This is a genomic window from Qipengyuania sp. GPGPB31, assembly GCF_038396345.1.
In the GTDB taxonomy this organism is placed as follows: Bacteria; Pseudomonadota; Alphaproteobacteria; order Sphingomonadales; family Sphingomonadaceae; genus Qipengyuania; species Qipengyuania citrea.
The window spans coordinates 1,004,124-1,024,206 of the sequence record NZ_CP149572.1; the positions used below are offsets into that span (position 1 = coordinate 1,004,124).

Annotated in this window: 18 protein-coding genes; 14 read left to right on the forward strand and 4 right to left on the reverse strand. The window is 64.3% G+C overall.

Annotated features, from left to right (window positions below; genetic code table 11):
- Window positions 1-9: 9 nt before the first annotated feature.
- From radC to WKH79_RS05175, 9 genes are all read left to right on the forward strand, one after another.
- Window positions 10-744, forward strand: a complete 735-nt coding sequence (radC, locus tag WKH79_RS05135) for a DNA repair protein RadC (protein WP_082835715.1) — start codon at window positions 10-12, stop codon at window positions 742-744.
- Between the two features lie 107 nt (window positions 745-851).
- Window positions 852-2,162, forward strand: a complete 1,311-nt coding sequence (gene purB / locus WKH79_RS05140; protein ID WP_341859811.1) for an adenylosuccinate lyase — start codon at window positions 852-854, stop codon at window positions 2,160-2,162.
- A 57-nt stretch (window positions 2,163-2,219) separates the two neighbouring features.
- Entirely contained in the window at window positions 2,220-2,606 is a 387-nt protein-coding gene (locus WKH79_RS05145; RefSeq protein WP_341859812.1) for a DUF1049 domain-containing protein, read from the forward strand.
- Window positions 2,603-3,277, forward strand: coding sequence for an orotidine-5'-phosphate decarboxylase (pyrF, locus tag WKH79_RS05150; RefSeq protein ID WP_050601082.1), 675 nt, complete (start codon window positions 2,603-2,605; stop codon window positions 3,275-3,277). Before WKH79_RS05145 ends, pyrF begins: the two co-directional genes overlap by 4 nt.
- Before the next feature lie 8 nt (window positions 3,278-3,285).
- Window positions 3,286-3,918 carry a phosphoribosylanthranilate isomerase gene (locus tag WKH79_RS05155; protein ID WP_050601081.1) on the forward strand — a complete coding sequence of 211 codons (633 nt, stop codon included), beginning with the start codon at window positions 3,286-3,288 and terminating at the stop codon, window positions 3,916-3,918.
- 95 nt (window positions 3,919-4,013) lie between these two features.
- Window positions 4,014-5,252, forward strand: a complete 1,239-nt coding sequence (gene trpB / locus WKH79_RS05160; RefSeq protein ID WP_341859813.1) for a tryptophan synthase subunit beta — start codon at window positions 4,014-4,016, stop codon at window positions 5,250-5,252.
- Between the two features lie 496 nt (window positions 5,253-5,748).
- Window positions 5,749-6,537: a tryptophan synthase subunit alpha gene (trpA, locus tag WKH79_RS05165; protein WP_341859814.1), complete on the forward strand. Its 789-nt coding sequence runs from the start codon at window positions 5,749-5,751 to the stop codon at window positions 6,535-6,537.
- 83 nt (window positions 6,538-6,620) lie between these two features.
- Window positions 6,621-7,469 carry an acetyl-CoA carboxylase, carboxyltransferase subunit beta gene (gene accD / locus WKH79_RS05170; RefSeq protein ID WP_050601079.1) on the forward strand — a complete coding sequence of 283 codons (849 nt, stop codon included), beginning with the start codon at window positions 6,621-6,623 and terminating at the stop codon, window positions 7,467-7,469.
- Between the two features lie 8 nt (window positions 7,470-7,477).
- On the forward strand, window positions 7,478-8,770 hold the full coding sequence (locus WKH79_RS05175; protein WP_341859815.1) for a folylpolyglutamate synthase/dihydrofolate synthase family protein: 1,293 nt from the start codon (window positions 7,478-7,480) through the stop codon (window positions 8,768-8,770).
- Between the two features lie 8 nt (window positions 8,771-8,778).
- Here WKH79_RS05175 and WKH79_RS05180 read toward each other — a convergent pair whose 3' ends face one another.
- The gene (locus tag WKH79_RS05180) at window positions 8,779-10,515 is read right to left on the reverse strand and encodes an MFS transporter (protein ID WP_050601077.1); all 1,737 of its coding nucleotides are present in this window, start codon (window positions 10,513-10,515) and stop codon (window positions 8,779-8,781) included.
- 70 nt (window positions 10,516-10,585) lie between these two features.
- On the opposite strand from WKH79_RS05180, the gene WKH79_RS05185 reads away from it, so the two are divergent.
- The 3 genes from WKH79_RS05185 to rsmD all read left to right on the forward strand — a co-directional run bounded on the left by WKH79_RS05185 (window position 10,586) and on the right by rsmD (window position 13,160).
- Complete coding sequence (locus WKH79_RS05185; RefSeq protein WP_341859816.1) at window positions 10,586-11,749, forward strand: SRPBCC family protein; 1,164 nt, start codon at window positions 10,586-10,588, stop codon at window positions 11,747-11,749.
- 101 nt (window positions 11,750-11,850) lie between these two features.
- Window positions 11,851-12,618, forward strand: a complete 768-nt coding sequence (locus tag WKH79_RS05190) for a pseudouridine synthase (RefSeq protein WP_341859817.1) — start codon at window positions 11,851-11,853, stop codon at window positions 12,616-12,618.
- Window positions 12,615-13,160 carry a 16S rRNA (guanine(966)-N(2))-methyltransferase RsmD gene (gene rsmD, locus WKH79_RS05195; RefSeq protein WP_341859818.1) on the forward strand — a complete coding sequence of 182 codons (546 nt, stop codon included), beginning with the start codon at window positions 12,615-12,617 and terminating at the stop codon, window positions 13,158-13,160. The genes WKH79_RS05190 and rsmD overlap by 4 nt, the downstream gene beginning before the upstream one ends.
- A gap of 141 nt (window positions 13,161-13,301) precedes the next feature.
- Here rsmD and WKH79_RS05200 read toward each other — a convergent pair whose 3' ends face one another.
- Window positions 13,302-13,877, reverse strand: a complete 576-nt coding sequence (locus tag WKH79_RS05200) for a hypothetical protein (RefSeq protein ID WP_341859819.1) — start codon at window positions 13,875-13,877, stop codon at window positions 13,302-13,304.
- Between the two features lie 126 nt (window positions 13,878-14,003).
- Between WKH79_RS05200 and WKH79_RS05205 the strand changes: the two genes are divergently transcribed.
- Window positions 14,004-16,313 carry a UvrD-helicase domain-containing protein gene (locus tag WKH79_RS05205; RefSeq protein ID WP_341859820.1) on the forward strand — a complete coding sequence of 770 codons (2,310 nt, stop codon included), beginning with the start codon at window positions 14,004-14,006 and terminating at the stop codon, window positions 16,311-16,313.
- A 178-nt stretch (window positions 16,314-16,491) separates the two neighbouring features.
- Here WKH79_RS05205 and WKH79_RS05210 read toward each other — a convergent pair whose 3' ends face one another.
- Both WKH79_RS05210 and WKH79_RS05215 read right to left on the reverse strand, forming a co-directional pair.
- Window positions 16,492-17,769, reverse strand: a complete 1,278-nt coding sequence (locus tag WKH79_RS05210) for a DEAD/DEAH box helicase (RefSeq protein ID WP_341859821.1) — start codon at window positions 17,767-17,769, stop codon at window positions 16,492-16,494.
- A gap of 125 nt (window positions 17,770-17,894) precedes the next feature.
- Window positions 17,895-18,458 carry a hypothetical protein gene (locus WKH79_RS05215; RefSeq protein WP_341859822.1) on the reverse strand — a complete coding sequence of 188 codons (564 nt, stop codon included), beginning with the start codon at window positions 18,456-18,458 and terminating at the stop codon, window positions 17,895-17,897.
- A gap of 156 nt (window positions 18,459-18,614) precedes the next feature.
- Here WKH79_RS05215 and WKH79_RS05220 point away from each other — a divergent pair, with 156 nt between their 5' ends.
- The gene (locus tag WKH79_RS05220) at window positions 18,615-20,063 is read left to right on the forward strand and encodes an FAD-binding oxidoreductase (RefSeq protein ID WP_341859824.1); all 1,449 of its coding nucleotides are present in this window, start codon (window positions 18,615-18,617) and stop codon (window positions 20,061-20,063) included.
- The last annotated feature ends 20 nt before the right edge of the window (window positions 20,064-20,083 follow it).

Genomic DNA, 20,083 nt, shown 5'->3' on the forward strand with positions numbered 1-20,083 from the left:
CTAAAGGCAATGCAAGTGCCTCAAACGCGGGATGTGGGGGATCGGTTGCCGGGAGATCCAAAAAATTCGGCGGGCCATGCCGGTACCGGCCATCGACAACGCTTGCGCCAACGGTTGCTCGACGGCGGTGCTGAAGCGCTGGCCGATTACGAACTGCTCGAATTCCTGCTGTTCGCTGCCATCCGCCAGGGCGATACGAAACCGCTCGCCAAGGCATTGATCGCACACTTCGGGTCTTTCGCCGCGGTGCTCACGGCCGATCCGCAGGCGCTGCGCCAGGTCAAGGGCATGGGCGATGCCAGTGTTGCGGCATTGCACGCCAATGCGCTGGCGGCGCGGCGCATGGCGCGCGGTGCGGTGCAAAACCGCCCGGTGCTGGGTAGCTGGCAAGCGCTGCTCGACTATCTCAACATCGACATGGCGCATCTGACGCATGAACGGGTGCGCGGGCTCTATCTCGACACCCGGAACCGGCTGATCCTGGACCACCTCCTCAGCGAGGGGTCGATCGACGAAGCCGCCATCCATCCCCGCGAGGTCATCCGCAAGGCCTTCGATGTGGGCGCGACGGCGCTGATCCTCGTCCACAACCACCCCAGCGGGAATCCCGAACCCAGCCGCGCCGACATCACCATTACCGCGCGGATCGCGGAAGCAGGCCGCCTGCTGGGGGTCACCGTCCACGACCACGTCATCATCGGGCGCGAAGGCAACGTCTCGCTGCGCGCCAAGGGCCTCCTCTGATCTGTTCAGGACGGCCCCCCCCGGGGGCAAACCTTGCCAATTCTGCCGGCTCGGCCTAGCCGCCGCGCAGCCGCGAATCCCGCCTGACCCGCAATCGGAGCTCTTATATGGTCCCCCGCTACGCCCGTCCCGATATGACTGCCCTGTGGGAGCCCGAAGCGAAGTATCGCATCTGGTTCGAGATCGAGGCGCATGCGACCGAAAAGCTGGGCGAACTGGGCGTGGTCCCGCCGAGCGCGGCCAAGGCGCTGTGGGACTGGTGGGCAACCGATCCCAAGATCGACGTCGAGGCGATCGATGCGATTGAGGCGGTCACCAAGCACGATGTCATCGCCTTCCTTACCTGGGTGGCTGAGAATGTCGGCGACGAAGCGCGCTTCATGCACCAGGGCATGACCAGCAGCGACGTGCTCGACACGACGCTGGCGGTTCAGCTGGCACGCTCTGCCGATATCCTGCTGGCTGATCTCGACGGCCTGCTCGAGGCGATCAAGCGCCGCGCCGAGGAACACAAATACACGCCCACCATCGGGCGCAGCCATGGCATCCATGCCGAACCGGTGACCTTCGGGCTCAAGCTAGCGCAGGCCTATGCCGAATTCGACCGCTGCAAGACCCGCCTGGTCGCGGCGCGCGCGGAAATCGCGACCTGTGCCATATCGGGTGCAGTCGGCACTTTCGCCAACATCGACCCGCAGGTGGAAGAGCATGTCGCCGACAAGCTCGGCCTGACCGTGGAGCCCGTCTCGACGCAGGTCATCCCGCGCGATCGCCACGCCATGTTCTTTTCGACGCTGGCGGTCATCGCCGGTTCGATCGAACGGCTGGCGGTCGAAGTCCGCCATCTCCAACGCACCGAAGTGCTCGAGGCGGAAGAGTATTTCTCGCCCGGCCAGAAGGGGTCGAGCGCGATGCCGCACAAGCGCAACCCGATCCTGACCGAGAACCTTACCGGTCAGGCGCGCATGATCCGCGCCTATGCACTGCCCGCGCTGGAAAACGTCGCGCTGTGGCACGAACGCGATATCTCGCATTCCTCGGTCGAGCGGTTCATCGGTCCCGATGCCTGCATCACGCTCGATTTCGCGCTAGCGCGGCTGACCGGCGTGGTCGACAAGCTGCTGGTCTATCCCGAGCGCATGCAGGCGAATATGGACCGCATGGGCGGATTGATCCATTCGCAGCGCGTGCTGCTGGCGCTGACGCAGAACGGGGTCAGCCGCGAGGACGCCTACCGCCTCGTCCAGCGCAATGCGATGAAGGTGTGGGAATCGGACGGCCGGCTGACGCTTCTCGATCTGCTCAAGCGCGACGAGGAGGTTACCGCCGCGCTGGGTGTGGAGCAGCTCGAAGAGAAGTTCGATCTCGAATACCACTTCAAGCATGTCGACACGATCTTCGCGCGGGTCTTCGGCTAGACGCGGGACGGGTCCCGGCCTAGCATCCCACGCCAAGACGAAAGAGGGCTACATTCCATGCAAATCGTGCGCACCATCGGCTGGGTCCTGCTGCTGTTTTCGCTGCTCGCATTCAGCTTTTTCAACTGGAAGCCGGTTGAGGTTCAGATCTGGTCGAACCTCGTGCTCGAAACCAAGCTGCCCGCGCTGGTAGTGGTCTCGTTCCTGCTGGGGCTGATCCCGATGTGGCTCGTGCACCGGGCGAGCAAGTGGCGCGCGACGAGGCGCATCAATGCGCTGGAGGCGGCGACCAGCCGGTTCGGCGCGGCTACGCCCGCTCCCGATGCTTCGGCAACCGTCCAGCCCGCGCCTGCTCCTACGCCCGAGGCTCCGGTGCACAACCCGCCGCCCGAACCGGTCAATCCCGTCGACCCCGTCGACACAGATCCTGCGAAGCCCGCATGACCAATCCGATCTATCTCGCGCTCGACCTCCCGCATCTCCAGGACGGCCTCGACCTGATCCGGAAGGTCAAGGGCCATGTCGGCGGGGTGAAGCTGGGCCTCGAATTCTTCTGCGCGCATGGCGCGCATGGGGTTCATCTGGTCGGCCAGCTCGGATTGCCGATCTTCCTCGACCTGAAGTTCCACGACATCCCCAATACCGTCGCGGGCGCGATGCAGGCGATCCATGTGCTGGAGCCGCGCATCGTCACCGTGCATGCCAGCGGCGGGCGCGCCATGCTCGAGGATGCCAAGGCCGCAGCGGGCGAACACACCAAGGTCGTTGCTGTGACCATGTTGACCAGCATGGACGATCGCGATCTGGCGAGCACGGGGATCGAAGGCAGCGCGCACGATCAGGTGCTGCGCCTTGCCGATCTTGCGCACCGCGCCGGTCTCGACGGGATCGTCTGTTCGGGCCAGGAAGTGAAATCGGTCCACGACCAGTGGAAGGACGGGTTTTTCGTCGTCCCGGGATTGCGCCCCGCGGGCAGCGGCACCGGCGACCAGAAGCGCGTCGTCACCCCGCGCAAGGCGCGCGATGATGGTGCCAGCGTGCTGGTCATCGGACGCCCGATCAGCCGGGCCGACGATCCGGCGCAGGCCGCCCGCGCCATCGAAGCCACGCTGTAGGTTTCACCATGGCGGTCCAGATCAAGATCTGCGGGCTTTCGACGCCCGAAACGGTAGATGCAGCGCTTGCCGCGGGCGCGACGCATATCGGGCTGGTTCATTACCAACCCTCGCCCCGCCATGTCGCGCTCGATCTGGCCCGCGAACTGCGCGAGCAGGCCCGGGGCAAGGCCAAGGCGGTGCTGCTGCTGGTCAATGCCGATCCCGAAACCACCGGACGCGCCCTCAACGCGATCCAGCCCGACGTGGTCCAGTTCCACGGCAATGAGACACCGCAATGGATTGGCGGTATCCGTCGCAGCCTACCCTATGAGGTGTGGAAAGCGGTCGGGCTGAAGGACGCTGGCACGCTGACCCGGAGCGAGAAATACATCGGCAAGGTCGACCGCCTGCTGTTCGACGCACCGGCCAAAGCACTGCCCGGCGGCAATGGCACGGCTTTCGACTGGTCCTTGCTTTCCGGGCACCGCCACAAGATCGACTGGGCGCTGGCAGGTGGCCTCACGGCGGGCAATGTCGCCGAAGCGATCCGCGCGACCGGTGCGCCGCTGGTCGATACGTCGAGCGGTGTTGAAAGCGCACCGGGAGTGAAGGATCCGCAGCGTATCGCCGATTTCTGCCGGGCCGCGCTCGCCGCCTGATCTGCGGCCCGTGGCTGCCAAACCGCAGTCCTGATGCCTCGTGAAAAAGCAAAGCTGTCTCGACTTCGCCTGCTGCGGACGGCATGGGGAGCGCGATGACCGAAACCAATCCCAATTCCTATCGCAACCAGCCCGACGAGCGCGGCCATTTCGGCGACTTCGGCGGACGCTATGTCGCTGAAACGCTGATGCCGCTGGTGCTCGATCTCGAGCGTGAATACCGCAAGGCGCAGGCCGATCCGGAATTCCAGCGCGAATTCGACGATTTGCTCGAACATTACGTCGGCCGCCCCTCGCCGCTCTATTTTGCCGAACGGCTGACCGAGGCGCTGCGCGCCGGTTCGCCCGAGGGCCACGGCTCGCAGGTCTGGTTCAAGCGCGACGAACTCAATCACACCGGCGCGCACAAGATCAACAATTGCATCGGGCAGATCCTGCTCGCCATCCGGATGGGCAAGACTCGCATCATCGCGGAAACCGGCGCGGGGCAGCACGGCGTCGCCACCGCAACGGTCTGCGCACGCTTCGGCCTGCCCTGCGTAATCTACATGGGTGCCGAAGACGTGCGGCGCCAATCGCCCAACGTTTTCCGCATGAAGCTGCTCGGTGCGGAAATCGTGCCCGTCACCAGCGGGCGCGGGACGCTGAAGGACGCGATGAACGAAGGCCTGCGCGACTGGGTCGCGAACGTCCATGACACCTTCTACATTATCGGCACGGCCGCCGGACCGCATCCCTATCCAGAGATGGTGCGCGACTTCCAGAGCATCATCGGCAAGGAAGCGCGTGCGCAGATGCTCGAGAGGATCGGACGATTGCCCGACCTGGCCGTGGCCTGCATCGGTGGCGGTTCGAACGCGCTGGGCCTGTTCCACCCCTTCCTCGACGACGCCGAGGTCAAGCTGCTGGGCGTCGAGGCGGCGGGTCACGGGCTCGATGGCAACGAACACGCGGCAAGCCTGCTCGGCGGTTTCCCCGGCGTACTTCACGGCAACAAGACCTATCTGCTGCAGGACGAGGACGGCCAGATTACCGAAGGTCACTCGATCAGCGCCGGGCTCGACTATCCCGGCATTGGTCCCGAGCATGCGTGGCTCAAGGATTCAGGCCGCGTCGAATACACTGCGGTGACCGATAACGAGGCGCTGGAGGCGTTCCAGCTGCTCTGTCGCACCGAGGGAATCATTCCCGCGCTGGAGCCGAGCCACGCCATATCGGCAGTGGCGAAGGTCGCCAAGGACATGCCCAAGGACAGCGTGATCCTCGCCAATCTGTGCGGACGCGGCGACAAGGACATCTTCACCGTGGCCGAGCGGCTGGGAGTGGAGATTTGACGACGCACTGTTGCGACATGATGCGGGAGAATGTCGAAAAAACGTGTTCAGAGCATCGGGATCGCTCCGACTGCCCCGATTGTCTCATCGAGTTCAATCCTGAATTCGAACGATACGGCATCCTGATTCATGATGGCGGATCGTCGATGGTTGCTATCGAATTCTGTCCCTGGTGCGGAACGGACCTTAGTATCGGCGAATGATCACGCTAACTTTCTTCGTCACCCCGGACTTGATCCGGGGTCCAGCTACTTCCACCGCGGCGCTCAAACCAGCGGGACCCCGGCTCGGGGGCCGGGGTGACGAGGGGTGGATAGACGCTGTCCTACACGGCTCATTCCATGCCATGGGAAGTGCATGAACTGCCGCGTTTCTCTTCCTCCCGCCGCACCCCAAGAAGCCCGCTTGCCCCCCTCCGGCTTTTTACCGCTTGGACAGTGTAACATGCGGTCCATGTCTCAGACTTCTGCCAAGTTAGATGGACGAACCTGACCCTATGAGTACCTCGACCCGCCTCGCCTCCGCCTTCGCCAAGCCCCACCCCGCGCTCGTCTGCTTCCTGACTGCCGGCGACGGGGACACCGCTGCCAATCTCGATGCACTGGTCGAAGGCGGCGCCGATGTGATCGAACTGGGCATGCCCTTCACTGATCCGATGGCGGATGGCCCCGCGATCCAGGCGGCCAATATCCGGTCGCTGGGCGTCGGAACGACGACGGCCGACGTGCTCGCCATCGCTACCGCATTTCGCCAGCGTCATCCCGATGTTCCGCTGGTGCTGATGGGCTATGCCAACCCGATGATTCGCCGCGGGCCCGACTGGTTCGCGGCCGCGGCCAAGGAAGCGGGCATCGACGGAGTGATCTGCGTCGACATCCCGCCGGAGGAAGATGACGCGCTTGGTCCGGCGCTGCGTGCTGCGGAAATCGCCCCCATCCGCCTGGCCACGCCGACCACCGACGACAAGCGCCTTCCCGCCGTGATCCAAGGCAGCGAGGGCTTCCTTTATTACGTCGCAGTCGCGGGCATCACGGGAATGCAGCAGGCGGCGATCGAGTCGATCGAAGCCAATGTCTCGCGCATCAAGCGATCGACCGACATTCCGGTCGCGGTCGGCTTCGGTGTGCGCACACCCGAGCAGGCGAGCGAGATCGCACGCGTGGCCGATGGAGTCGTGGTGGGTTCGGCGCTGGTCGAACTGGTCGCCGAACATGGCGACGACGCTCCGGCGAAGTTGCGCACCTTGGCTTCATCGCTTGCCGAAGCGGTGCGATCAGCCCGCTAGTTCGTCGCCCCTGCGCAGGGATGACGCTCCGGCGGTGCGCTGACTATTTGAGCTTTGTGACAACCTGACTATAGGCTCAGCGCATGAACTGGTTCACCCGCGTCCGCAATTCGATCACCTCGCTGTCCAAGCGCAGCACGGAAAAAGACCTGTGGGTCAAGTGCCCCAGCTGCCAGCAGATGGTCTTCGCGCAGGAATACGAGGACAATTCCTATGTCTGCCCGCGCTGCGGCCACCATGGCCGGATCGGTGCCGACGAACGGCTGCGGCAGCTGCTCGACGAAGGGTTCGAGGTCCTTCCCATCCCCGATGTGAAGGAAGACCCGCTCAAGTTCCGCGACACGGCGAAATACACCGACCGGCTGAAGAAGGCGCGCGCCAAGAGCCCGCACAAGGACGCCTTCCTTGTCGGTTCGGGTGCAATCGAGGGCAAGCCCGCGGTCGTCGGCGTGCAGGATTTCGGCTTCATGGGCGGTTCGATGGGCATGGCAGTGGGCACCGCCTTCTGCCAGGGCGCCGAACGCGCGCTGTCGCGGCACTGCCCCTATATCGTGGTTACCGCGGCGGGCGGCGCACGCATGCAGGAAGGCATCCTCAGCCTCATGCAGATGCCCAAGGCAACGGTGATGACGCGGCGCCTGAAGGAAGCCAAGCTGCCCTATATCGTCGTGCTGACCGACCCGACCACGGGCGGTGTCACTGCGAGCTATGCGATGCTGGGCGACGTGCATATCGCCGAACCCGGCGCGCTGATCGGCTTTGCCGGCCAGCGCGTGATCCAGGACACGATCCGCGAACAATTGCCCGATGGATTCCAGCGGGCCGAGTACCTGCACAAGCACGGCATGGTCGACATGGTGGTGCATCGTCACGAGCTGAAAGACACTTTGGCGACGCTGCTCGATTACCTGGCCCCCGCCAAGGCCGCCTGACCTGCGCCATGCGGGACTTCGCCCGCTCCGATCATCCCCAAGTCCAGGCACAGCTCGACCGGCTGGGGCGCCTTTCCGTTCCCGATGGCAGGCTGGGTCTCAAAACCGTGCGCGCCCTGCTCGACCTGCTGGGCAATCCGCACCGTGCTCTGCCACCGGTGTTCCATGTCGCAGGCACCAACGGCAAGGGATCGACCTGTGCGTTTCTGCGCGCAATGCTCGAGGCGCAAGGCTATTCGGTCCACGTCACCACCAGCCCGCATTTGGTGCGTTACAACGAGCGTATCCGCCTGGCGGGCAAGCTAATCGGCGATGAACGGCTTGCCTCGCTCCTGTCCGAAGTGCTCGACGCGGGCGAAGATCTCGGGCCCAGCTTTTTCGAAGTCACCATAGCCGCAGCGTTCCTGGAGTTCGCCCGCATCCCGGCCGATGCCTGCGTTGTCGAAGTCGGACTGGGCGGACGCTACGATGCAACCAATGTTCTGGAGCCAGCCGTGCTTGCGGTATGCGGGATCGCGGCGCTGGGGATCGACCATGAACGCTTCCTGCTAGCACCGGAAGACGGTGTACCCAGCGATCCGGTGGCGCGAATCGCCTTTGAAAAGGCCGGAATCGCCAAAGCGGGCGTGCCGCTCGCATGCCTGTCCTATCCGCAGGCAGCGCAGCAGGAGATCGAGGCCGCAGCCGCGCGCGCCGGGGCACCGCTATCGGCACGCGGCGCGGAATGGGTGGCGGAAACAGGACGTCACCTCTTCTACCGCGATGCAGAGGGCGAACTCGCGCTTCCGCTACCGTCCCTGCCCGGAGCGCATCAGGCGGTGAACGCCTCGCTCGCCATCGCCATGCTTCGCGCGCAGGATGTGCTGCCGATCACGCCCCATGCGCTCGCGCAGGGAATCGAGCAGGCGGCCTGGCCCGCCCGGCTGCAGCGCCTTGCCCCCGGTCCCTTGGCAGGTCACCGCGAAATATGGCTCGATGGCGGACACAACGCTGATGCCGGGCGCATGCTGGGCGCGCATTTTGCCGGGCAGCAGCTGCACCTCGTGCTCGGCATGCTCGATGCGAAGGATCCGGCTGCGCTGGTCGATCCCCTCGCCCCCATGATCGCCAGCCTCGCTGTGGTCCCGGTGCCGGGCCACGATTGGCATCCGGCAGAAGCGATCGCCCCGCAAGCGCGCTTCTTTCCCGATATCGTGAACGCGCTCGCGGCTATTCCCGAAGATGGGATGCCCGTCCTGATCGCGGGGTCGCTCTACCTTGCTGGCGATGTGCTGCGGCGCAACGGCGAAGCGCCGGAATAGACCCGGCGCTATTCCGCCGGAGCGACCGCCTGCCCCGCTTCGGGCGCGACCACGCCCGAATTGGCACGCGAGCGGCTTTCGCGATACCATTCGATGCAAACCAGCACCGCCGCCCCCAGTCCGATCCATGTGGTCAGGATGAAGACGTCGTAATAGCCTTGGTTTTCAATCATTTCGCCAAGGGCGCCGCGCCCCAGCGTGCCCACCAGCAGCGTCAGCGACGACAGCAGCGCATACTGCACCGCGCTGAACTTCTTCGAGACGATCGAGGAGAGCCATGCGATATAGGCGGCCCCGGCTATGCCGATCGCGAGGTTCTCGAACGCGATGGTGATGGTAAGCTTGGCAAGGTCCGCATCGCCGATGCCCGGTACCTGTTCGATCAGGTAGGTGAAACCGATCGCCCCGCTGAAGGCCTCCATATAATATCCGCCCACGGCCATATCCGCGTAAAGCAGATTGGTCAGCGCGGCGAGTATCCCGCCGATCAGCAGTGTCGCCATCCGGCCGATGGTGGTCAGCAACAGGCCGCCGAGCGCGAGCCCTGCGATGATTGCCCCCACGCCGAAGAACTTCGACGCGAAAGCGACGTCGTCATTCGTGTAGTCGAGCTCCCCGAGATAGAAGGGATAGGCGAAAGTACCCCAGATCGCGTCGCAGATACGATAGGTCAGCACCACCGCCAAGATCAGCACCAGCGACCATCCCATCCGTCCCACGAATTCGACCAGCGGCAGCACCAGCGCGCGGTACAGGTGATCGAGGATGTAATTGCCGCCGCTGGCGGGTTCCTCGTCGGCTGTCAGCAGGTGTTCGCCGCGGCGCTTCTTCGAGGCGAGCCAGCCGGCGATCAGCGCGGGCAGGATGATGGTTGCCACGATGATCCACGGGCCGACATTGACCGTGAATTCGGTCGGGTTGGGCCGATCTTCGGGGGCGTAGGTCATCGACATGATCATGAACGTCAGGACGATGCCGATCGCCCCCGCCCACAGCAGCGCGACCAGCGCCAGCGCGCGATTGCGGATCGCGGGTTCGAGTTCCCCCGCATGACGCAGCGCGCGCACCTGCCGTTCGCTTTCGGTCGCCACATCCGCGGCGTTTTCGCTCGCATTGGGCGCCCACAGGCCGATGAAGCCCACGCCCAGCAGGATCGCCCCCATCAGCGCGTAGGTTTCGGGCCAGCCGATCCGCGCGGCAATGATCAGGCCGAGCGCCCCGCCCACCAGCGACGACAGCCGGTAGCCCATCTGGTAAACAGTGGAGAGAATGTCGATCGTCGCGCGCTCGTCGGCCACGTCGATCCGCCACGCATTGATCGCGATATCCTGTGTGGCGCTGGCGAACGCGCCGATTCCCGCCAGCAGGCTGAACCAGCCGAGCTGGGTACGCGGTTCCAGCACGCTCATCGTAATCAGGATCGCGCCCAGCACCAGCTGCATCGGCACGATCCACTGCTTGCGCCGTCCCAGCCGGCGCAGCACCGGTATGTTCACCTTGTCGATCAGCGGCGACCAGAGGAACTGGAAAGCATAGGCCAAACCGATGAGCGAGAAGATGCCCATCGTCTCGAGATCGACCTCGGCTTCGGTCAGCCAGGCGAACAGGGTGCCGAGAAAAAGCGCGAAGGGCAGACCGCTGGCAAAACCGAACAGCAACATGAAGCCGGTCTTGCGATTGCCCAGCGCCATGCCGAGCGCGCGCCAAGCGGAAATCTTCTTCTTGTCTTCTGCGACCGCAGCCATTCGCTGGCATCCTTCCAATTCGGTGTGATTTTTGCGACACTAGCGGCAGAGAGAGGGAGGAACAGGCGTCATGAGCGATGTCGACACCAAACAACCCGCGCATCGCCCGACCCGTGGCATGCTGGCCCTGGCCAGGGATATCGCCGAAGGTCGGCAGCGCGATGCCGGTAGTGCGACCACGGTGCCCGCAAGCGTCTATACCGATCCGGATTACTGGCAGCGAGAAAAAGCGGCGATCTACGACCGGCTGCCCCAGATCGTCTGCCCGTCTGCGCTGTTGCCAGATCCCGGCATGGCGCTGCCGCATAACGCCACCGGGCGCCCCTTGCTGGTGACCCGCGATGCATCGGGCAAGGCGCATGTCTTCCTGAACGTCTGCCGGCACCGCGGCACGCGGCTGGTCGAAGGCAATGAGGTTCAGTGCACGAAAAGGCTGGTGTGCCCCTATCACGCATGGACCTATGCGGTGGACGGCCGTTTGCTGGCCCTGCCGCGGCCCGATACCTTCCCCGGGCTCGATAAGGGCGATTACGGCCTCGTGGAACTGCCCAGCCGCGAAACCGGCGGGCTGATATGGTTCTCCCCTTGCGCAGACAGCGCGGATTTCGGTTTCGCGGACAAGATCGGCGAGGATTTCGACGCGCTCGGCATGGGCGAACACGTGCTGTTCCGCCGCAAGACGCACGAAGTGGCGGGGAACTGGAAACTGATCATGGATGCTTTCCTCGAAAGCTATCATGTCACCCGCCTGCATGCGCAGACGATCGGGCCGTTCTTCAAGGACGGCGCAACCAGCGGCGACATGATCGGACCGCATGCCCGCAGCGCGGTGGGCCGGCTCGAGGAAATGGACGGGGTCGATCTGGAGGACATGGCCGCACTGCGCCGCGTGGTGACCTTTGCCTATCAGCTGCTGCCCGGCGCGTTGGTCATCCCCAGCCCGGACTACATCAATGTCATGGTGATGATGCCGCAGGCGCATGATCGCACGCTGGTGGAGGATTTCATGCTCATTCCCGAACATCCCAGGACCGACAAGGCGCGCAACCACTGGGAACGCAGCTGGGCCCTGCTCGACGGCGGGGTCTTCGCGGGCGAGGATTTCCGCGCCGCCGAACTCGGGCAACAGGGGCTGGCCACCGGCGCGGTGCCGCAGCTTACACTCGGCACGCTCGAAGGGGGTATCCGCCGCTATCACGAGACCGTGGAAGAGGCGCTGCGCGCCGTGAATTGAACCCGGCGCGCGCACTTGGCGCGGTAGTCCGGGCACATCGCTGGCAGGTCGGCGGCGATCACCGCTTCCGCATGAAGGGGGTTGTGTGTATTGGCGCGCGCATGGCCGATAACCGTTTACCAGAAGAAGGCGATCGGATCGCCAAGCTGCTCGCCCGTGCCGGCGTCGCCAGCCGCCGCGAAATCGAGCGTATGATCGCCGACGGGCGGATCGCGATCAATGGCAAGGACCTCGACACGCCCGCAGTCAAGCTGGCGAATCTCAATGGCGTGACGGTCGATGGCAGGGCTGTCGGCCGGGCGGAGGCGGCGCGGCTGTTCGCGTTCCACAAGCCTTCGGGGCTGATCACCGCCGAACGCGATCCCCGCGGCCGGCCCACCATTTACACCGCGCTGCGCAACGCCTTGCCCAAGGATGCGGGCCGCGTGATTCCCGTCGGCCGTCTCGACTTCACCACCGAAGGTCTGCTGATGCTGACCAATGATGGCGAACTGAAACGGGCGATGGAACTGCCCTCGTCGGGCATACCGCGCACTTACCGCGCGCGCGCCTTTGGCGATGTCACGCAGGCGCAACTCGACGAACTGATCGAAGGCGTCGAGATCGACGGCATTCGCTACGGTCGGATCGAGGCCGACCTCGAGCGCGGTTCGGGCAAGAATCGCTGGGTCGAAATGACGCTGACTGAAGGCAAGAACCGCGAAGTTCGCCGCGTGCTCGAACATCTCGGCCTGCAGGTGAATCGCCTGCTGCGGACCGCCTATGGCCCGTTCGAACTGGCCGACCTGCCGCGCGGCCAGGCAGTGGAAATCCGCCAGGCCGATGTCGAGCGGTTCCGCAAGCAACTCAGGCGCGGGGGCCAGCTTTGAGGATCATCGCAGGCGATTGGCGCGGCCGCAAACTCGTCGCGCCGCCGGGCGATCTGACCCGCCCCACTGCCGACCGGACGCGCGAAACGCTGTTCAACATGCTGGCCAGCCGCGTGGGCAGTTTCGACGGGCTGAGCGTAGTCGATCTTTTTGCCGGATCGGGCGCGCTAGGCTTGGAGGCTCTGTCGCGCGGTGCTGCATCCTGCCTGTTCGTCGAACAGGATGCGCGCGCGGTGGAGGCCATCCGCAAGAATATCGAGACGCTGGACGCACGTGGACGCAGCGTGGTCCAGCAAGGTTCCGTGCTCAGTCTCAGCCCGGCCAAGGCGGCGCACGATGTGATCTTCCTCGATCCGCCGTACGATACGGGTGCCGGCCATGTTGCGCTCGACCGGCTCGCGCGGCTCGGCTGGATCGGGCCGGCGACCTGGGTCGCGCTCGAAACCGGCGCGAAGGAAGAAGGCGCTCTGCGGGCCTTCGATATCATTGCCGAGCGAAAGACCGGCAAGGCGAAGATCACGTTGCTGCGCCTCGCGGCCTGAACCGCGCAGCCGGCGGCGACAGGTTCGAAACCGGTACCGACCTCGCAGATCCCTGAGACGCGAAAAGGGCGGAACCGCCTTGGCGGTCCCACCCATTCGTTTCGCACCCTGCCCGCTGGCAGGACGCGCATTCAATTCAGTTCACGAACCCGGCTTGGTTGCGGGAAGCTTCTGGGGGATCATGCTGGCGGGCTGACCCGGCCAGTATTCGAGCGGGCGATTACCCGTCTTGTTCTTGGCCCAGCTGTTGATGCACCCATCCTGCTGCATGGCCGAACATACCGGCAGGTTTGCATTGTCGGCGGGGGTGTATTCGGGCGGAACCGACTGTGTCACGGCGTTGCTCACGAAGCGGGGCGACGTGGTCGCGCTCGACGATGCACTCGACGTAGTTGCCGGATTGCCATTCATCTGGGCAGCGATCTGGTTCCACGCCTGCATGCGCGTTACCGGTTCCATTTCGTAGATGGCGACCCGCTGTTCGTCGGTCAGCACCCACCAGCCTTCGGTCTGCACGGGCGACAGCGTCCAGTAATATTCCTGAACGCCTGCGGGCCATGCATCATAAGCGGTCTGGCGATCGGCGGGCCACTGGTCATAGGCGGCTTCCTGCTCGGTGGACCAGCTGTAGCTTTCGCCCGACATGTGATCGTCGGCAGCAGCCGGAACAGCGGTAAAGGCAAGCGCTGCAGCGCCGGCAAGAATCAGATTACGCATAGGAGATTCCTCCATTTGTTTGGTGTGTACGGCTAACCTACGCAGCGCCCCGGTCGTCGGTTCCGGCGCGCCCATGTGGCCGGGGCTTGTCTTGCGCCGCTTCGTTCCCTAGCTGTTCCGTACTCCATGACAGACCTCCCCACCCCGTCCGACGCGCCCGCAGATGCGCAGATTCCCGCCTATGCGGCGCGGTTGAATGCTCCCCAGCGCGAGGCGGTGCTGACCACCGAAGGCCCCGTTCTGATGCTCGCCGGGGCAGGCACCGGGAAGACTGCGGCGCTCACCGCACGGCTGGCACATCTCATCGCAACGCGGCGTGCATGGCCCAGCGAAATTCTTTGCGTCACCTTCACCAACAAGGCGGCGCGCGAAATGCGCGAACGCGTGGGCCGGCATATCGGCGATGCGGTCGAAGGGATGCCGTGGTTGGGCACGTTTCATTCGATCGGGGCACGAATGCTGCGCCGCCATGCCGAACTGGTCGGGCTGGAAAGCAATTACACGATCATCGACACGGACGACCAGATCCGCCTGCTCAAGCAACTGATCCAGGAAAACAACGTCGACGAGAAGCGCTGGCCGGCGCGGCAACTGGCCGGCCTGCTCGACCGGTGGAAGAATCGCGGGCTCAATCCCGGCGATCTCGATGCAGTCGAGAATGAAAGCTATGCCAACGGGCGCGGCGCCCAGTTCTACAAGCTCTATCAGGACCGGCTGAAGACGCTCAACGCCTGCGACTTCGGCGACCTCTTGCTGCACATACTGAACATCTTCCGCACGCATCACGACGTGCTCGCGCAATACCAGCAGCGCTTCAAATACATCCTCGTCGACGAATATCAGGACACCAACCAGGTCCAGTATCTCTGGCTGAGGCTGCTCGCTCAGACGCGCAAAAATATCTGCGTGGTGGGCGACGACGATCAGTCGATCTATTCATGGCGCGGCGCGGAAGTCGCCAATATCCTCAAGTTCGAAAAAGATTTTCCCGGCGCGTCAGTGGTCAAGCTGGAACAGAACTACCGTTCGACACCGCAGATCCTGGCGGCGGCCTCGGGCCTGATCAATGCCAATAGCGAACGTCTCGGCAAGACGCTGTGGACCGAACTGCCGCCCGGTGAGAAGGTGCGGATCATCGGCGTATGGGACGCGCCCGAGGAAGCGCGCCGCGTAGGCGAGGAGATCGAACGGCTCGAAAGCGAGGGCGCACCGCTCGACCAGATCGCAATCCTGGTGCGCGCGCAGTACCAGACGCGGGAATTCGAAGACCGGTTTATCCAGATCGGCCTCAACTATCGCATCGTCGGCGGTTTCCGGTTCTACGAACGCGCCGAAATCCGCGATGCGCTGGCCTATTTGCGCGTCATCGCGCAGCCGGCCGACGACCTCGCCTTCGAAAGGATCTACAACCAGCCCAAGCGTGGGCTCGGCGCGAAGACGCTCGAGGCGATGCGCCGTCATGCACGCCAGTTGCAGATGCCGCTTGCCGCTGCCAGCTTAGACCTGTGCGATACCGACGAACTGCCTGCGCGGGCGCGAAACAACCTTGTCGCCTTGCTGGGCCAGTTCGTTCACTGGCGCGAACAGGCAGACAAGGTCACCCCGTCGGAACTGCTGCGCAGCGTGCTTGCGGAAAGCGGGTACGAAGACATGCTGCAAAAGGATCGCAGCGCCGAAAGCGCGGGGCGGCTCGAGAACCTCACCGAACTCGCGCGGGCGATGGAAGAATACGAGACGCTCGGCGATTTCCTCGAGCATGTCAGCCTGGTGATGGACAATGAGCGCGCCGGCGATGGCGAGAAGGTCACCATAATGACCATGCACGCTGCCAAGGGGCTGGAATTCGACCACGTCTTCCTGCCCGGATGGGAAGAAGGCGTGTTCCCGAGCCAGCGCGCCATCGACGAGGGCGGCCTTGCAAGCCTCGAGGAAGAACGCCGGCTGGCCTATGTCGCGATCACACGCGCCAAGCGCCGTTGCACGATATTGCATGCAGCGAACCGCCGCATCTACGGCCAGTGGACAAGCTCGATCCCCAGCCGGTTCATCGAAGACCTTCCCGAAGACTATATCACGTCCGAAACCACGATGACCGGCGGTGCCTCGCTCTGGCGGGCGAATTGGAGCGAGACCGACGACCCGTTCGCGCATGTCTCGACCAGCCGGCCGGACCGGTCCGGCAAGCGGGGTCCCGGTTGGCAAAGGGCGCTCTCGTCAGGTTATGACACGACGCCCAAGCGTCTCGCTGAACCGGGCCGCAGTGCGGCGAGCTTCGCGGCCAAGCCGCGCAGCGATATCGCGCTTGGCGCCCGCGTCTTCCATGACAAGTTCGGCTATGGCTGCGTGACCGCCCAGGAAGGCAACAAGCTGACGATAGAATTCGAGAAAGCAGGCGAGAAGCGCGTTCTCGACAGTTTCGTCAGCCTGGCCGACTGAGGATTATCGCCGGGCGCACGTACGCCCGGATCGCTATCAGGTCGCAGAAATATCCAGAAAACCGGGGCGCGGACCGTTCCATTCGCCCGCCGGGACCGAACCGCCATCGTCGCCGCGCTGCTGGCGCCCTTCGCTCTTAGCCCGGGCCTTGCGCGCCGGCTTTTCGCGCGGTGCCTCGTCATCGTCCCGCTTCTTGCGAGCGCGCTTGGGCTTTTTCTTCGGCGGCCGCTTCGGCGTCCGTGTCGGGCTTGGGCGAACGCTTGGGCTTTGCCGCGCGTTCGGGCTTGTCTTCGCGCGCGGGCTTGGGTTCGGCTGCCGTGTCGACCAGATCGACACGAACGTCCTTCTTGCCGAACACGGGCACTTCGGCGCCGGTCAGCTTCTCGACATTGGCGATCGCTTCGGCATCTTCTTCGGCCACGAGCGTAAAGGCGCGGCCCTTGGCCCCTGCCCTGCCCGTACGGCCGATCCGGTGGACGTAATCGTCCGGGTGCCAGGGCGTGTCGAAATTGAACACGTGGCTCACGCCTTTGACGTCGAGCCCGCGAGCCGCGACGTCCGAAGCGACGAGGATGTTGATCTCGCCCTGCTTGAAGCGTTCGAGTTCCTTCAGCCGGTTCGACTGGTCCATGTCGCCATGGATCTCACCACTGCGGAAGCCATAGCTCTGCAAACTCTTGTTGAGCTCGCGCACGGTGGTCTTGCGATTGGAGAAGATGATCGCGGTCTCGACGTGGTCGTTTTCCAGCAGCCAACGCAGCGTGTCGCGCTTCTGCCGTGCCTTTACCGGAACCTTGAACGCGGTGATGTCCTTGTTCGTGGTCGCCGCGCGGCTGACTTCTATCCGCTTAGGATTGTTGAGAAACTTCTTGGCGAGCTTCTCGATCGGTGGCGGCATGGTCGCCGAGAACAGCATCGTCTGCCGCGCTTCGGGAAGCTTGGAACAGATGAATTCGATATCGGGGATGAACCCCATGTCGAGCATGCGATCGGCTTCGTCGATGACCAGCAATTCGCAGCCGTTGAGCAGGATCTTGCCCCGTTCGAAAAGATCCATAAGCCGGCCCGGCGTGGCGATCAGCACGTCGACGCCATCATTCAGCGCCTTGACCTGATCGCCCATCTGCACGCCGCCAATCAGCAGCGCGAGCTTGAGATCGTGGTTCTTGCCGTATTTCTCGAAGTTTTCGGCCACCTGGGCTGCGAGTTCGCGCGTCGGCGCGAGAATCAGCGAACGCGGCATTAGTGCGCGCCGCCGTCCGCTGGCCATGATGTCGATCATCGGCAGCACGAAGCTGGCAGTCTTGCCGGTGCCCGTCTGCGCGATTCCGATGATGTCTTTCATCATCAGGATCGGCGGAATCGCTTCGCGCTGGATGTCGGTCGGCTCTGTATAGCCGGCTTCGCTTACTGCTTTGAGCAAGTCTTCGGAAAGGCCGAGATCGGCGAAAGTCATGCGGTTAGAAACTGTCCCTGGAACATTGGCCTACAAGTCGCCGCGCGTCCGCAGCATTGGCTGGGCGCGCCATTCGCCGGAATCGGCCCAAAAGTCAAGAAATCCCGGCAGGCCCGACGCGAATGTCAGTCCGCGACGGCGATCAATCGGTGGAAATCGGCAATCCGGCACTTTGCCCCGGCGCGCGACATCAACCGATCGCGGTTGACGCAGAGCTGCCCGTCGGGGCTGCGTTCGACATAGAAACCGAGATAGAAATCGCGCGGGCTGCACGCCTTTTCGAGTTCGGCAGAGATGATCTGCCGGTCGCGCATATACATGACCAGCCGACTGCCCCGATCGGCCACGCCGACGATCTCGCCGGCATCGACGCATTCACCGTGGGGCCGCTCGACGACGCGCGGAGCGGTTTGGCGCGGCAATTGCGACAGGAACCCGCGGCGCGAATTGCCCGGTTGCGGCGTGATGCGCATGATCACGCGGCGCTCGATCCGCACCTGCCGGGCGATAGGGGCCTTCCCGGCGGATGCAGCATCGGATGACCATATCGAGCCCCGCCCCACAAGCGGCGCCGCGCCAAGCGGTGCTTCACTCGGAACCGCGGCCTGCCGGGCCACCCCATCGTCGCCGGCGCCCTGGGACGAGCCCAATGCGATCAGCATGGCAGCGAGGGGAGAAAGCAGGGACATCGGTCGGGTTCGATCGCTCCTTGGCCGCGTGTTGGACACCATGCGGGTACGTCACGTGCTCGGTTGTACCCTCACGGTTGAATGCGGGCTTAATTGTTTGCTTTCGATTGGCAAGTGGTGGCAATCGGCCAGCGAATTGTGGCAGGAGGACATGCGATGACCGACGCCCAGACCTTCCACGAAGCCGCCGCTGGTCTCCTGGGGCCGCGCGGCTTTACCTGCGATCCCGACCTGCTCGATCCGTGGCTGACCGACTGGCGAGGCCGCTATACCGGCCGCGCGCTCGGTCTTGCTTCGCCGACCTCGACTGAAGAGGTCGCCCAGTTCGTCAGGCTTTGCGCGGAGCACGGTGTCCCAATCGTCGCGCAAGGCGGCAACAGCGGAATGTCGGGCGGGGCCACACCCGACGATACCGGCGATAGCGTTATCCTCTCGTTGCGGCGAATGACTGCAATCCGCCACCTCGAGAAGGACAGCATGCAAATCACGTGCGAGGCGGGCGTGATCCTCCAGACGCTGCACGAGGCCGCGGAGAAAGAAGGTTTGCGGTTCCCGCTTACGCTGGGCGGCAAGGGTTCGGCCACGGTCGGCGGCCTGATCTCGACCAATGCCGGGGGTACGCAGGTCCTTCGCCATGGGACGATGCGGGCTCAGGTGCTCGGGATCGAGGCAGTGCTGGCGAACGGCGATGTGTTCTCCGGGCTCGTGCCCCTGAAGAAGGACAACCGCGGGTTCGACCTCAAGCAAGTGCTGATCGGCTCGGAAGGCACGCTGGGCATCGTTACGGCGGCCACCTTGCAGCTCGCTCCGGAAATCGGCGAACGGCGCGTCGCGTGGGTCGGTCTCGCCGGCATTGCCCAGGCACGCCAACTGCTGATGCACTGCGAACAGCAGGCCGGCGACGCGCTCGAGGGGTTCGAAGTCCTGCCGCGGCATTGCCTCGATGCGGTGCTGGCCTATCTGCCCGACACGCGCAGCCCGCTGGAAAACGAGCACGCCTGGTACGCATTGATCGAACTGGTCGCACCTGCAGGCGTCACCGACGGACTCGATACCCTGGTGGAGACGGTTTTCGAAACCGCGATGGAGCGCGAGCTGCTGGAAGACGCGGTTATCGCCGCCAACGAGAGCCAGGCCGAAAGCTTCTGGCACTTGCGCGAAAGCATCTCACCGGCGGAACGTGCGATCGGGCCCGCGATGCAGCACGACATCTCCGTCCCGGTGTCGCGCATGGCCGAATTCGTCGAGACGGTTTCGCCGCAGATCGAGACGCGCTTTCCCGGCACTCTGGTTGCGGGTTTCGGGCATCTGGGCGACGGCAATATCCATTATCATGTTCTCGCGCCCGAGGCCGCCGTTGCGGGCGAATGGGAAGAGCGCGAAGGCAAGGCCATCAGCGCTTTCGTCCATGACCGCGTCACCGAATATGGCGGATCGCTGAGCGCCGAGCACGGAATCGGGCAGATGAAGCGGGACGAACTGGGCCGGCTCGGCGATCCTGTCTCGCTCAGACTGATGCGCTCGATCAAGCAGGCGCTCGACCCTCAGGGGCTGCTCAACCCAGGCAAACTCGTACCGCTTGCGCCTGAGACGGCGAGGCCTTAAAGCCCGCGCTTCGCGCGCAT